The 14,158-nt window shown below is 73.1% G+C and carries 11 protein-coding genes; 6 read left to right on the top strand and 5 right to left on the bottom strand.

The features are described 5' to 3' along the window. Nucleotides 1-852 (bottom strand): SDR family NAD(P)-dependent oxidoreductase, encoded by an 852-nt coding sequence (locus AC6EH9_RS17820; RefSeq protein ID WP_498425018.1) that lies wholly within the window; start codon nt 850-852, stop codon nt 1-3. 44 nt (nt 853-896) lie between these two features. After that, a complete protein-coding gene (locus AC6EH9_RS17815) occupies nt 897-1,355 on the bottom strand; it encodes an OsmC family protein (protein ID WP_498425017.1) in 459 nt (152 codons plus the stop codon). Nucleotides 1,356-1,477: 122 nt separating this feature from the next. On the opposite strand from AC6EH9_RS17815, the gene AC6EH9_RS17810 reads away from it, so the two are divergent. After that, nucleotides 1,478-1,762: a Fe-S cluster assembly protein HesB gene (locus AC6EH9_RS17810; protein ID WP_498425016.1), complete on the top strand. Its 285-nt coding sequence runs from the start codon at nt 1,478-1,480 to the stop codon at nt 1,760-1,762. 464 nt (nt 1,763-2,226) lie between these two features. Next, nucleotides 2,227-4,296: a DEAD/DEAH box helicase gene (locus AC6EH9_RS17805; protein ID WP_498425015.1), complete on the top strand. Its 2,070-nt coding sequence runs from the start codon at nt 2,227-2,229 to the stop codon at nt 4,294-4,296. Between the two features lie 303 nt (nt 4,297-4,599). Here AC6EH9_RS17805 and AC6EH9_RS17800 read toward each other — a convergent pair whose 3' ends face one another. Beyond that, nucleotides 4,600-5,757 carry a cation:proton antiporter gene (locus AC6EH9_RS17800; protein WP_498425014.1) on the bottom strand — a complete coding sequence of 386 codons (1,158 nt, stop codon included), beginning with the start codon at nt 5,755-5,757 and terminating at the stop codon, nt 4,600-4,602. Between the two features lie 11 nt (nt 5,758-5,768). Next, entirely contained in the window at nt 5,769-6,248 is a 480-nt protein-coding gene (locus AC6EH9_RS17795) for a cation:proton antiporter regulatory subunit (protein WP_498425013.1), read from the bottom strand. Nucleotides 6,249-6,348: 100 nt separating this feature from the next. On the opposite strand from AC6EH9_RS17795, the gene pepN reads away from it, so the two are divergent. Together pepN and AC6EH9_RS17785 are read left to right on the top strand one after the other, a co-directional pair. After that, nucleotides 6,349-8,811, top strand: coding sequence for an aminopeptidase N (gene pepN / locus AC6EH9_RS17790; protein WP_498425012.1), 2,463 nt, complete (start codon nt 6,349-6,351; stop codon nt 8,809-8,811). Between the two features lie 4 nt (nt 8,812-8,815). Then, complete coding sequence (locus tag AC6EH9_RS17785) at nt 8,816-9,658, top strand: formate dehydrogenase accessory sulfurtransferase FdhD (RefSeq protein ID WP_498425011.1); 843 nt, start codon at nt 8,816-8,818, stop codon at nt 9,656-9,658. Between the two features lie 5 nt (nt 9,659-9,663). Here the strand turns inward: AC6EH9_RS17785 and AC6EH9_RS17780 are convergent, their stop codons facing one another. After that, the gene (locus AC6EH9_RS17780) at nt 9,664-9,819 is read right to left on the bottom strand and encodes a hypothetical protein (RefSeq protein ID WP_498425010.1); all 156 of its coding nucleotides are present in this window, start codon (nt 9,817-9,819) and stop codon (nt 9,664-9,666) included. Between the two features lie 90 nt (nt 9,820-9,909). Between AC6EH9_RS17780 and AC6EH9_RS17775 the strand changes: the two genes are divergently transcribed. Next, entirely contained in the window at nt 9,910-11,085 is a 1,176-nt protein-coding gene (locus AC6EH9_RS17775) for an exonuclease SbcCD subunit D (protein ID WP_498425009.1), read from the top strand. Beyond that, nucleotides 11,082-14,081: an AAA family ATPase gene (locus AC6EH9_RS17770; RefSeq protein ID WP_498425008.1), complete on the top strand. Its 3,000-nt coding sequence runs from the start codon at nt 11,082-11,084 to the stop codon at nt 14,079-14,081. The genes AC6EH9_RS17775 and AC6EH9_RS17770 overlap by 4 nt, the downstream gene beginning before the upstream one ends. Nucleotides 14,082-14,158 lie beyond the last annotated feature (77 nt).

Below are 14,158 nucleotides of genomic sequence, written 5' to 3'. Positions count from 1 at the left end.
TCACAGCCCGAAGCAGACCCCGGTCAGCGACTCCGACCTCGCCCACACCTCGCGGGCGACGTCGGGGTCGCTGGCCGTTCGGCTGCGCCCCACCTGGGTGGGCCAGCCGAACAGCTCCCCGGCCCGGTGCGGACCGACGTAGCTGTTGCCCGGCACGTCCATGGTGGCCGCGAACAGCGGGGACAGGGCGCCCCGCTCGGGCGGCATCCCGACCAGGCGGTTGCCGACCTGGGCGAGCGCGGTGAAGGCGCGTGAGCCGGTGTGCCCCTGGATGCCGGTGGCGCTGTAGCCGGGGTGGGCAGCGACCGCGCGCAGGGTGGACCCGGCGGCGGTCAGCCGGCGCTGCAGCTCGGCGATGAACAGCAGGTTGCACAGCTTGGACTGCGCGTAGGCGCCGTAACGGTGGTAGGGACGCCGCTCCCAGTTCAGGTCCGCGGCGTCGAGGTGGCCGGAGCGGTGTGCCGCCGACGCGATCGCCACCACCCGGTCCGTCACCCGCGGCAGCAGCAGGTTGGTCAGCAGGAAGTGACCCAGGTGGTTGGTCGCCAGCTGGAGCTCGAGCCCGTCGCCGGTGCGGGTCAGCGGCAGCCCCATCACCCCGGCGTTGTTGATCAGCACGTCGACCGGCCCGGTGCCGGCGGCGAACTCGCGCACGGCGTCCAGGTCGGCGACGTCGAGCTGGCGGAGCTCGAGGTCGCCCTTGACGCCGCGGACCAGGTCGCGGGCCTTGTCCGGTGAGCGCACCGCCATCGTGACCTGGGCTCCCGCCTCGGCCAGCCGCCGGGTGCACTCCAACCCGAGCGCGCCGGTGGCGCCGGTGATCAGGAAGCGACGCCCGTGCTGGGAGGGCATCCGCGCCGTCGTCCACCGCGGCGGGCGAGGCCCACGGTTCGCCATCAGGCGGGGTCCTGGCCCGGCTGCGCTGCCCCCGACGTACCTGACTCGCACAACACCGGGGTGCCGACCTCGACGGTGCGGCTGACGGTGCACAGCCGCTCCCGGGTCTGCTCGATCGCCCGGGGCAGCATCGCGCGCGCCCGATCCCCGGCCTCGTCGTCGGGGAAGACCACGTCGAAGCTCACCCGCAGGTCGCTCAGCCGGTTGCCGAGCTCGTCGCGGATCTTGTCGCCCTCGGCACGCACGTCGAAGGACAGCGCCTGCGCGCGGCGTCCGGTGATGAGGTCCACGTTGATCGCGCTGCACCCGGCCAGGGCGACCAGCAGCAGCTCGACCGGCGTGAAGTCGGCGTCGTCGCCGGAGCCGAAGTCCAGGACCCCGCCCCGGACGTTGGTGGCGCGGTAGCGACCCTCGCCGGTGCGGGTCAGGTCGATGCTGCGCCGGGTGTCCTCGCTCATGGGCCACACCCTGCCAGAGTCGGCGCGCCCGCGGACACGCCCGGGATCGGGGCCCGGCTTGTCTGGGGGCATCGCCCGAGCAAGGGTGGGGGCTGTCTCTGTACGCAATCGGAAGGTGGAGCATGCTCACCCTCACCGAGAACGCCAGCACGATCGTCAAGGACATCACCTCCCAGCAGGGTCTCTCCGACACTGCCGGCCTGCGGATCACCAGCGAGGACTCCCCCGAGCCGTCGTTCGCGGTGACGGCGGCGCCGCAGCCCGAGCCCGGCGACCAGATCGTGGAGGCGGGCGGCGCACACGTCTATCTCGACGCCCCGGCCGCCGAGCAGCTCGACGACAAGGTGCTCGACGCGCGCGTCGACCAGGAGGGCCACGTGGAGTTCGCTCTCGGACTCCAGGGCTGAGCCACCGCTCGGCCACCTCCCCACAGCATCACCCGACGTCCCTCGTCACCAGGGCCCGACCTTCCGGTCCGGCTCTCGCGGCGGGGGACGTCGCCGTTCGGTGAGGCTCGCGCGAGTGTCGCCTCCCGGTCCGCTGGCACCTGGGGCTAACATGGATGTTGCCATCGCGCGGTCGTTGCCGCGCGGGGCGATCCGGCCACCACCTGGTGGTCGTAGGTTCCCTGATGAGGACGGGCCGTCGGGCCCGTCTCGTCGATCTCTCGCAGATCTGTGGGGCCACGTGTCGTCTCGGAGTGGGCCCCGGTCTGCCTCGCATGACGTCCCAGCGTCCCGGCTGTGCGCCGCGAGCGGGTGCAAGACCCCGTGGCGGCGCCCGTGCCGGGTATCCGGAGGAGGAGTCTGTGGCTCGACGAGGCCAGCGCCAGCAGGGTGCTCGCCGTAGCGCCCCGCGCGATCAGCGTCGCGTGCGCGCGCGTGACAACGAGGGCGTCATCCCGGTCCTTGCCCGCGCGGTGCGCGAGATCGAGGCGGCGGTGTCCCGTGGGGCGGTGATGCCCTCGACCCGCACGAAGTTCCAGGTGGTGGCGCTGCTGGTGCGCCAGGAGCGCGAGCGCATCAAGAGCGACGCGACCGCCAGCGAGGCGCAGCGCGGGGAGCAGCTCAAGCGGCTCGACGGGATCGCCACGATCCTGGCGACGACCGCCGTACGCGACACCTCCCTGCTGACCCTGCTCGACGAGAAGGCCGTGGTCTCCGACTCCGCGAAGGCCCTCAAGCGGGAGATGCTGGAGGCGGCCGGCCTCGAGGTGCCGGTCGAGGAGGCACCGCCCGCTGCCGCCACGACCGGTGGCCGACCCGAGCGCCAGGTGGTGCCGCAGTCGGTGATCGCGCGCCAGCTCGCCAACCCGTTCCTGGTCCCCGACTTCTCCGCGGCGCCGCCGCGGCCCAAGAGCCAGCGGCTGCTGGCCGACTGGGAGCTGCTCGGCCCGCTCTTCCGCTCCTTCGAGTACGGCGGTGGCCGGGCGCGCGCCTGCATGCCGCTGCCCGAGCCGTCCGCCGTGAAGCTGCCCGGCGACCTCGAGCTGATGCCGCACCAGGCCCAGGTGGTGGCCGCGGCCGCGGCCGGGCACCGGACCTTCCTGCTGGCCGACGAGCCCGGCCTGGGCAAGACCGCCCAGGCGCTGCTCGCCGCGCAGGCCGCCGAGGCCTACCCGCTGCTCGTCGTCGTGCCCAACGTGGTCAAGACCAACTGGGCGCGCGAGGCGGGCTTGTGGACGCCGAACCGGCCCGCCACGGTGATCCACGGTGACGGCGAGAGCATCGACGGCTTCGCCGACATCGTGATCGTGAACTACGAGGTCCTCGACCGCCACGTCGGCTGGCTCGGCGACCTGGGCTTCCGCGGGATGGTCGTGGACGAGGCCCACTTCATCAAGAACAAGAGCTCCCAGCGCTCCCAGCACGTGCTGCAGCTCTCCGAGCGGATCCGGCGCCGGATCGCCCGTCCGCTGCTGATGGCGCTGACCGGCACCCCGCTGATCAACGACATCGAGGACTTCCGGGCGATCTGGCAGTTCCTCGGCTGGATCGACGACAAGGCGCCGCTGCCCGAGCTGATGGACAAGCTCGAGGAGGCAGGGCTCACCCCGGCCGACCCCGGCTTCTACGCGGCGGCGCGCAACAGCGTGGTCGACATGGGCATCGTGCGACGCCGCAAGATCGATGTCGCCGCCGACATCCCGGCCCGCCGGGTCGCCGACCTCCCCGTGGAGCTCGACGACGAGGTCGGCCGCTCGATCCGTCAGGCCGAGCGCGAGCTGGCCCGCCGGCTGGTCGAGCGCTACGACGGCGCCCTCGAGCGTCGTACCTCGAAGGTCGTGGTGGACGGCATCGACCACGAGCTGGTGCGTCGCGTCGCGACCTGGGAGCGCGAGGACACCGCCAGCACGCCGAGCGACGAGAACGTCTTCTCGATGATGCGCCGGATCGGGCAGGCCAAGGCCGGGCTGGCCGCCGACTACGCCGCCCAGCTCGCCCGCTCGGTCGGCAAGGTCGTCTTCTTCGCCAAGCACGTGGACGTGATGGACCAGGCCGAGGAGACCTTCGCCCGGCGCGGGATCAAGTACTCCTCGATCCGCGGCGACCAGACCACGGCGCGGCGCCAGCGCAACATCGACGCCTTCGTCAACGACCCCGAGGTCGCCATCGTGGTCTGCTCGCTGGCCGCGGCCGGTGTCGGCCTCAACCTCCAGGTCGCCTCGAACATGGTCCTCGCCGAGCTCTCCTGGACCGACGCAGAGCAGACCCAGGCCATCGACCGGATCCACCGCATCGGCCAGGAGGAGCCGGTCACCGCCTGGCGGATCATCGCCGCCCAGACGATCGACACCAAGATCGCCGAGCTCATCGACAGCAAGGCCGGCCTCGCCGCCCGCGCCCTCGAGGGCTCCGACGAGGAGCTCCCCTCCTCCGCCGACGTCCAGCTCGAGGCCCTGGTCGCCCTGCTCACCGAGGCGCTGGAGGCGCGGGGCTGAGTTTGTCCCAGCAGCACCTGCTTTCACGAGTTAACTCGTGAAACCCGCACTTCCCAGGCGTTGCAACGCGTGGGAAGTGCGGGTTTCGTGTGGGAAGTACGCCGAGAGTCGCCGCTCATGCCCGCGGAACCCTCCGCGCGCCGCCCCCTCCGCGCGCCGCCCCCTCCGCGCCGCCCCCTCCGCACGCTGACCCCTCGCAGGCCGACCCCCTCCGCGCGCCGCCCCTCGCGCGCTGCCCGCTGCCCCCCTCCCACCCGCCCCCGCGACACGCCGCACAAATGGTCGAGGCAGTGACGGGTCGCGTTAGGCGGGCTGGAACCAGGCCCGGGAGGAGGCGGTGAGCTGGTCGGCGTACCTGGCCAGCAGCGGGCCCGCCACGGCGAGGATCACCACGTAGCCGGAGGCGAGGGGGCCGATCTCGGTGTAGCCGGCGGTCACGGCCAGCTCCGCGATCACGATCGAGAACTCGCCGCGGGCGATCAGCGCGGTTCCGGCACGGGCTTGGCCCATCGCCCCTACGTGGTCGCGACGTGCGGCGTAGATCCCGGTGGCCACCTTGGTCAGCGCGCAGACGACGGCGAGGGCCAGCGCGGCGGGCAGGAACGGCACCACCTCCTGCACCGAGGTGGTCAGCCCGAAGGAGAGGAAGAACAGGGCGGCGAACAGGTCGCGCAGCGGCCGGAGCACGTCGCGCGCCCGCTCCGCGGTCCCCGGCGGGATCGCCAGTCCGACCAGGAACGCGCCGACGGCGGCGGAGGCGTCCACCAGGTAGGTCAGCCCGGCTACCACGAGCATCAGCCCCAACACGCGCAAGAGGACCTGCTCGTCGCTCTCGTGACCCAGCACGCGGCCCAGGTGATGGCCGAAGCGCCGACTGGCGAAGAGCACCAGCAGCACGACGCCGAGCGCGCCCGCGACCGCGACCATCGCCGCGAGCATCGAGCCGCCGGAGAGCACGACCACCAGGAGCGGCAGGAACACCGCCATCATGATGTCCTCGAGCACCACCACCGACAGCACCGCCGGGGTCTCGCGGAAGCCGGTGCGCCTCAGGTCGCTCAGCAGGCGCGCCACGATCCCCGACGACGAGATCCAGGTGATCCCGCCGAGCGCGAGACAGGCCTGCCAGTCGTAGCCCAGCAGCCACCCCGCCACGAACCCCACCGGGGCGTTGAGCACCAGGTCGACCACTCCCGAGGGGGTGTGCCGCTTCATCGACGCCGCGAACTCCTCGGCGGAGAACTGCAGCCCCAGCATCAGCAGCAGGAGCAGCACGCCCAGCTCGCCGGCGACCTCGATGAACTCGCTGGAGGCCCCCAGGTTGTGGATCCCGCCCTCGCCGAGCATCAGCCCCGCGACGAGGAAGAAGGGGATCGCCGAGAGCCCCAGGCGCCCCGCGACGTTGCCCAAGAACCCGAGGATCAGCAGGATGACCCCGAGCTCGAGGAAGAACGACTCCACGCGGGCGGCGCCTAGCCGAGGAGGATGCGGCGGACCGCGTCGAGGGCCTCGCGGCTGCCGATGACCACCAGGGAGTCGCCCGCCAGCAGCCTCTCCCCCGGTCCCGGGGAGGTGATCACCCGCTCGCCGCGCACGACCGCCACGATCGAGGCACCGGTCAGCGTGCGACACCGGGTCGCGCCCAGCGAGGCTCCGTCGTACGGCGAACCAGGCGGAAGGTCGACGGTGTCGGAGATCAGGCCCGGGATCTCGCGGGTCAGGTCCGCGTACTTCTCCACGATCCTGGGCGCGCCCAGCAACCCAGCCAACGTCTCGGCCTCGTCACGCGAGAGCGAGAGGAGCGTCTCGGCGGCGTCGGGGTCGCGCCGCTCGTAGCGCAGCAGGTCGAAGGACCCGTCGCGGCGCGCCACCACGCCGGTCCGCACGCCGTTCCGCGTCTCGAACTCGTAGACGACCCCCACACCCGGGAGCAGGATCTCGGTCACGTCCATGAGGGTCAGTGTGCCGCAGCCGTCGGGCGCCGTTCGGGTTCCGGCGACACCGGGGACCGCGGGCGTGTCGCGGCCGACGGATGCCACCTAGGCTGGGTGGGTGACGACCCCCTCCCAGAGCCTCCAGCACACCGAGGCGCAGGCGCGCGCCGAGCTTCTCACCGTCGAGGAGTACGACGTGCGTCTCGACCTGGCCGCGGACGACGCGACGTTCTCGTCGGTGACGACGATCCGCTTCGACAGCGCCGGCGGCCCGACGTTCCTCGACCTCAAGCCCGCGCGCGTGAACGAGATCCGGGTCAACGAGCAGGTCGTCGACGCCGAGCTCCTCTCCCGCGGCCGGCTGCCGCTACAGACCGTGCCGGGCCGCAACGAGGTCGTCGTGGACGCGGTGATGCGCTTCCGCAACGACGGCGAGGGCCTGCACCGCAGCGTCGACCCCGCGGACGGGAAGCACTACGTCTACGGCATGTCGTTCATGGACGCCGCGCCGAGCATCTTCGCCTGCTTCGACCAGCCGGACCTGAAGGCGCCCTACACCTTCCACGTCACCGCACCCACCGACTGGGTGGTGGTCGGCAACGCACCGGGCCGCCAGGTCGAGCCCGGCAGCTGGGAGTTCGAGCAGACCCGGCCGCTCTCGACGTACTTCGTCACGCTGGTGGCCGGGCCCTACCACCTGATCCGCGACGAGCACGACGGCATCCCGCTCGGGCTCTCCGCGCGCGCCTCGATCGCCAAGGACCTCGAGGCCGACGCCGACGAGCTGTTCACGATGACCAAGCAGTGCTTCGACGAGTTCCACCGGCTGTTCGGGATCCGCTACCCGTTCGGGGACTACCACCAGGCGTTCGTACCCGAGTTCAACGCCGGCGCGATGGAGAACCCCGGCTGCGTGACGTTCCGCGACCCGCTGATCTTCAGCTCCCGGGTGACCCGCGGCGTGCGCATCCAGCGCGCCACCACGGTCGCCCACGAGATGGCCCACCAGTGGTTCGGCAACATCGTCACGCCGCGCTGGTGGGACGACCTGTGGCTCAACGAGTCGTTCGCCGAGTACATGGGCAACCGGGTCACCGCCGACGTGACCGAGTACGGCGACGCCTGGACCCACAACGCCTACGCCCGCCGCCAGTGGGGGCTGATCGCCGACCAGCGGCCCAGCACCCACCCGGTGGCCGGCAACGGCGCCGTCGACGCCACCGCCGCGCTGCAGGACTTCGACGGCATCTCCTACGCCAAGGGCTCGGCGATCCTCAAGCAGCTCAACGCCCGGATGGGCGACGAGGTGTTCCTGGCCGGCGCGATCGACCACTTCACCCGCCACCGCTTCGCCAACGCGACCATGCACGACCTGTTCACCAGCTGGGAGCAGGCCGGTGCCCGGGACCTCACGTCGTTCACCGACAACTGGCTGCGCACCGCCGGCCCGGACACCATCGTCCTGGACCGGGCGGCCGGCCTGCTGCGCCGTACGCCGCCCGCCGCGCACCCCGCCGACCGCGAGCACACCTTCCGGGTCGCGGTCGCCGAGCCGGGCGGCGACTGGAGCACCAGCCGGGTCACGCTGACCGGCGGCGTCACCCCCTACGACGCCCCGGTCGGGGCCGCCGTCGTGCTGGACCCCTTCGAGGACACCTGGGCGCTGGTGCAGCCCGACGACGAGACCGTCGCCGCGCTCCCCGCGCTGCTGGCCGAGACCGACGACCAGCTGCTGCGCGCCGGCATCTGGAACGGCGTGCGCAGCGCCTTCCACAACGCCGCGGTCAGCCCCGAGCGGGTGCTGGACCTCGTCGAGGCGGCGATCCCCGTCGAGACCAACGACGACGCGACCGGCTCCACGCTGCCCTGGGCGATCGGGAAGGTGGCGACGCTGTCCCACGACCCGCTGCGCGCGCTCGACCGGATCCACCACGCCTGCCGGACGCTGCTGGGACGCACACCGGCCGGCTCGACCCTCCAGCTGTCCGCCTTCCAGTCCCTGGTGTCGTCGGGCCGCGAGGCCGCTGCGCTGCGGGGCTGGCTCGAGGGCCGCGAGCTGCCCGAGGGACTCGAGGTCGACCTCGACCTGCGCTGGCGGATGCTGGCCCGCCTGGCGGTGCTCGGGGAGATCACGCGCGGCGAGCTCGACGAGCGGCTGCACGCCGAGCCGACCGCGCGCTCGCGCGTGGAGCACACCCGGGCGGTGGCCTCGCTGCCCGACGCGGACGCCAAGGCCTGGGCCTGGCGCCGCTTCACCGGTGAGGACGACGTGCCCAACTACGAGCTCGCCGCCGCCGGGGAGGGCATGTGGCAGGTCGGGCAGGAGCACCTCACCCAGGAGTACGTGGAGCGCTACTTCGCCGAGCTGCCCGGCACCGTCGCGGTGCGCAGCGGCTGGAGCCTGGCGGATGCGGCGCAGGCGTTCTTCCCGATGACCGCGACCGACGAGGTGACCCTGACCCGGGCCCGCACCCTGGCGGGCTCCGCGGACCTGGACCTGAGCTTGCGCCGACGGGTGGTCGACATGGCCGACGAGCTGGCGCGCCGGCTCGCCGTACGCAAGGCCTTCGGGCGGGTGTGAGCCCGTGACAGGCCTCGGGGACGGCAAGCCTCGGCGTCCCGGTCCGACCGTGCGGACCCGGGTGCGGGAGCTGACACCGGACGGCGAGCGTCACCACGAGGACCGGCTGGCCACCGAGGAGCCGCTGGAGATCCGGCTCGCCTGGCCGGGACGTGCGGCCGAGCGGGTCTGGGTCACCATGCGCACGCCCGGCCACGACTTCGAGCTGGCCGCGGGCTATCTGATGCACGAGGGGGTGGCGGGTCCGGGACATCTCCACACGGTGGCGTACTGCACCGACAGCGACCTTGAGCCCGAGCAGGAGTTCAACGTCGTGACCGTCACGCTGAGCGCTCCCCCGGCCTCCGACCCGACCCACCGGCACGGCGCGATGAGCGCCGGCTCGTCGGCCTGCGGGGTGTGCGGCAAGGACAGCATCGCCGCGGTCCTCGACGTCCCCCGCCCGTCCCCCTGGACCGGTCCCCTGCCCAGCCCGGACGTCGTACGACGCCTGCCCGAGCGGCTGCGCGTCTCCCAGCGGGTCTTCGCGCGCACCGGCGGCGTGCACGCGGCCGGCCTGTGCACCGCCGAGGGCCGGATGCTCGTCGTACGCGAGGACGTCGGGCGGCACAACGCCGTCGACAAGGTCACCGGCGCGCGGGTCCTAGCGGGCGCCGCCTCGGCCGACGCCTGCCTGGTGGTCAGTGGGCGGGCCGGCTTCGAGCTGGTGCAGAAGGCCGTCGCGGCCGGTGTCGGCTCACTGGTGGCGGTGGGCGCGCCGACCAGCCTCTCGGTGCGACTGGCCGAGGAGTCCGGACTGGCGCTCTACGGCTTCACCGCCGAGAGCCGCTGCGTGCGCTACAGCTGAGCGCGTCACCCACCGCCGTTGTCGCCGCCCAGCGAACCGGGCCGGTCGTCGCGCACCGTCCCGTCGCAGGCCGGGTCCAGGCAGCGTCGCTCGGTCGTCGGGTCGGCGCCCGGCGGCAGGGCCACCGGTTCTCCGCAGCGCGGGCAGGTCAGCTCGTCCATGCCTCCACGCTAGCCCGTGTGACCAGGGCCGAGGGCGCTGAACGGCGTGGGCTCCGGCGGACTGTCGGCGGCCTCTTCTACGGTCTTCTCGTGCGCATCCTCCACACCTCCGACTGGCACCTGGGGCGTTCCTTCCACCGCGAGGGCATGCTCGACCACCAGGCTGCCTACGTCGACCACCTGCTCGCGGTGGTGCACAGCGAGCAGGTCGACCTGGTGGTGGTGTCCGGGGACGTCTACGACCGCGCGCTGCCTCCGGTGGACGCCGTCCAGCTCGCCGACGAGACCTTCGCCCGACTCGCGGCCTCGCGCGCCCAGGTGGTGGTGACCAGCGGCAACCACGACTCGGCGCGCCGGCTGGGCTTCAACTCCCGGCTGATCGACGCCGCAGGCGTCTTCATCCGCACCGACGCCACCACCGTCGGCACCCCGGTGCTGCTCGACGACGAGCACGGCCAGGTCGCGGTGTACGGGCTGCCCTACCTCGACCCCGACGCCGTGCGTGAGCCGTGGGCGCTGACCGGGCGCTCCCACGAGGCCGCGCTCGGCGAGGCGATGCGCCGGGTCCGCACCGACCTGGCCGGCCGCGCCGGCACCCGCTCGGTGGTGATGGCGCACGCCTTCGTCGCCGGCGCGGAGCCGAGCGACTCCGAGCGCGACATCAGCGTCGGCGGGGTGTCGATGGTGCCCACCTCGTTCTTCGACGGCATCGACTACACCGCGCTGGGGCACCTGCACGGGCGCCACACGCTGCGCGGCTCGGTGCGCTACAGCGGCTCCCCGCTGGCGTACTCGTTCTCGGAGGCCGCGCACCGCAAGGGCTCCTGGCTGGTCGAGCTGGGCCGCGACGGGCTGGGCAGCACCGACTTCGTCGAGGCGCCCGTACCGCGTCCGCTGGCCCGGGTGCGCGGCGAGCTGGAGTCGCTGCTCACCGACCCGGAGCTGAGCGTGCACGAGGGATCCTGGCTGCAGGTGACCTTGACCGACGACGTGCGTCCGTTGCAGGCGATGGAGCGGCTGCAGCGCCGTTTCCCGCACACGCTGGTGCTCGGCTTCGAGCCCGCCGGCGGCGGTGCCGTCACGGTCGCCGGTGCCGCGGTGCAGGGGAAGTCCGATCACCAGATCGCGCTCGATTTCGTCCGGGACCTGCGCGGCGCCGACGCGTCCGAGGCGGAGTCGGAGCTGCTGCTCGACGCCTGCGACAGCTGCTGCGACGACCGTGACCTCGACGTCAGCGTGCCGCTCGCCTCGGGGGGCGCGCCGTGAGGATCCACCACCTGCAGGTCACCGCGTTCGGCCCGTTCGCCGACACCGCGGAGGTCGACTTCGACGAGCTCTCCGAGTCCGGGCTGTTCCTGCTCGCCGGGCCCACCGGCGCGGGCAAGACCAGCATCCTCGACGCGGTCTGCTTCGCGCTGTACGGCGACGTGCCCGGGGACCGCAGCGCCGCGCGACGGCTGCGCTGCGACACCGCCGCGCCGGGGCTTGCCCCGCGGGTGGTGCTCGACACGACCCTGGCCGATCGGCGCTTCCGGATCACCCGCTCGCCGGCCTGGGAGCGCCCCAAGAAGCGCGGCAGCGGCACCACCACCGAGCAGGCCAAGGTGCTGGTCGAGGAGCGCCAGGGCTCCCAGTGGGTGCACCTGTCGAGCCGCAACGACGAGGCCGGCCATCTGGTCACCCACCTGCTGGGCATGAACATGTCGCAGTTCACCCAGGTGGCGATGCTGCCGCAGGGGCAGTTCCAGGCGTTCTTGCGCTCCCGCTCCGAAGACCGTCAGAAGCTGCTGCAGAAGCTGTTCCGCACCGACCGCTTCGCCGACATCGAGCGCTGGCTGCGCGATCGGCGCATCGAGCTGCGCAAGGGTTGCGAGACCCGGCGCGCGGACGTGGTCGCGGTGCTGGGGCGGATCAGCGAGTCCGCCGACGAGCCGACGCCCACGGAATGGGAGGAGTCGCTGGAGTCGGCCGCGGAGGACGGCACCCTGCGCGGCTGGGCGGTCGACCTGCTCGGGCGTGCGGAAGCCGACCACCAGGACCTCGCGGCGTCGCTGGCCGTCGCGGTCCCCGCGGAGCGTGTGGCCCGGGAGTCCCTCGAGGAGGGGCGCCGGCTGCGCGAACGCCGGGAGCGGCACGCGCGCGCCCTATCCGCGCTGGAGGCGCTGGACGCCCGCGCGCAGACGGCGGACGAGGGCCGACAGCGTCTGCAGCGCGCCCACCGGGCCGCCGCCGTGCGTCCGCTGCTGCGGCTGAGCGCGCAGGCGCTCACCGCCCGCGAGCGTGCCGCCACGTCGGCCGCCCAGGCCCGCAGCGAGGCGGCTGCGCTGCTGGGAGCCTTCGACGTGGACGCCAAGGACGTCGAGGCGGCCTGCGAGCGCGCCCGCGACCAGCTCGCCGCGGCGCGTGCGCTGCTGCCCCGCGAGGCGGACCTGGACCGCGTCCGCAGCGAGCTGGCCACCAGCTCCCAGCGCATCGAGGCGCTCTCGGCCGAGATCACCCGTCTCTCCCAGCGCGGTGAGCAGCTGCCCGAGCGACTCGAGCAGACCCGAGCGGCGCTGGCTGAGTCGCTGGCGGCCGAGACCCGGGTCGCCTCGTTGGAGTCACGCCGCACCGAGCTGGAGAGGCAGCGGGCGGCCTGCCGTCAGGTCGCTGCTCTGGAGCCGGCCCTCGAGGAAGCCCTCGCTGCCCTGAGCGAGGCCGTGGACCGCACGCAGGCGCTGCGCGAGCGGTGGCTGTCGCTGCGTGAGGCTCGACTCGAGGGCATGGCCGCGGAGATCGCCGGCCAGCTCGCCCACGGCACCTGTTGTCCGGTGTGCGGGTCCGAGGAGCACCCGCTCAAGGCGGTACCGGCCAGTGGCGCGCCCAGCGAGCGTGACGAGAAGGAGGCCCGCAGGACGCACGAGGACGCCGAGATCGCCCGGCTCGCCCACGAGCAGCAGGTCCGCGACCTGCAGACCCAGCTGGCCGGCGCCCGGGCGGCCGCCGGGTCCCTGGCCCGCGCGGACCTCGAGCATCTCCTGGCCGAGGTGAGCAGCGAGCTACAGGAGTGCCGGCGCCTCGGGGCCCAGGCCGACACGAGGCGGGGGGAAGTGACGCGCCTGGAGCAGGAGGTCGGCACGGTCCGCGAGCAGGTCACCGCGCTGGGCCAGCAGCTGTCCGCGTGCGAGGCGACCCGCCAGGCCCGCGAGCGGGAGGCCGCCGGCATCGAGCGCGAGCTCGGCACCGTCCTCGCCCGAAGCGGGCACGACGCCCTCGCGCCCCTGCTGAGCGAGCTGGGTGAGGCCGACGACCTCCTCAGCGACGCCCTGCGCCGGATCCAGGAGCTGGACCAGGCCGAGGAGCGTGTCCAGGAGACCCGGGAGTCGCTGGCCGCGTGTGCCCTCGAGCACGGATTCGCCGACGTGGCCGACGCCGAGCGCGCCCTGCTCGGTCAGGAGGACTGTGACGACCTGCAGCGCTTCCTCGAGGCCTACGACCGGGAGCGCTCGGGGGCGCTGGCCCAGCTGGCCGACCCCGAGCTCGTCGCCGCGGTCGAGTGCGAGGAGCCCAACCTGGCGGCGCTGGCATCCACCCACGCGGATCTGGCCCGCTGCCTGGCCCAGCTGCAGAGTCGCGCCGGCGTCTGCGAGGCGCGGGTACGCCGGCTGCGGACGCTCTGCGAGGAGCTCGATGCTGCGCTCGCCACGTGGGAGCCCGCGCGGGCGTCGTACGGCGTGGCGGAGCGGGTGGCGTCGTTCGTGGAGGGGAAGTCGGCCGACAACCGGCTCAAGATGCGCCTCTCCGCGTACGTGCTCTCCTACCGTCTGGGCCAGGTGGTGGCCGCGGCCAACGTCCGGCTGGCGACGATGTCGGACCAGCGTTACGCCCTCGAGCACACCCACCACAAGGGCGCCGGCGAGACCCGCGGCGGGTTGAGCCTGATCGTGCGCGACGCCTGGTCCGGGGAGCAGCGCGACCCGGTGACATTGTCGGGCGGTGAGACGTTCGTGGTCTCGCTGGCGCTGGCTCTGGGGCTGGCCGACGTGGTCACCCAGGAGGCGGGCGGAGCCGACCTGGGCACGTTGTTCGTCGACGAGGGGTTCGGCTCGCTGGACCCCGAGACGCTCGACGACGTGATGGACACCCTCGATGCGCTGCGCGACGGTGGACGGGTGGTGGGCGTGGTCAGCCACGTCTCCGAGATGCGGGCCCGGATCCCGGTGCAGCTGCAGGTGGACAAGAGCCGGACCGGGTCGACGATCCGGCTGCTCCGCTCGGCCTGACCCGCATTTCTTGCGGGGCCGTTGTCCACAGTTCCGGTCGCGGGCCTGTCGCTGCGCGCTCTGATCTCACTACCTTG

Source organism: Nocardioides sp. Z21_20, from assembly GCF_059766585.1.
The sequence above is the reverse complement of the archived record's forward strand: the minus strand, read 5'-3'. Positions and strand labels throughout refer to the sequence as shown.

What these genes read in the sequence shown, in the direction of transcription:
- AC6EH9_RS17820 (WP_498425018.1), bottom strand. Translation starts at nt 852, where the DNA reads ATGCCCTCCCAGCACGGGCGTCGCTTCCTGATCACCGGCGCCACCGGC.
- AC6EH9_RS17815 (WP_498425017.1), bottom strand. Translation starts at nt 1,355, where the DNA reads ATGAGCGAGGACACCCGGCGCAGCATCGACCTGACCCGCACCGGCGAG.
- AC6EH9_RS17810 (WP_498425016.1), top strand. Translation starts at nt 1,478, where the DNA reads ATGCTCACCCTCACCGAGAACGCCAGCACGATCGTCAAGGACATCACC.
- AC6EH9_RS17795 (WP_498425013.1), bottom strand. Translation starts at nt 6,248, where the DNA reads ATGGACGTGACCGAGATCCTGCTCCCGGGTGTGGGGGTCGTCTACGAG.
- AC6EH9_RS17780 (WP_498425010.1), bottom strand. Translation starts at nt 9,819, where the DNA reads ATGGACGAGCTGACCTGCCCGCGCTGCGGAGAACCGGTGGCCCTGCCG.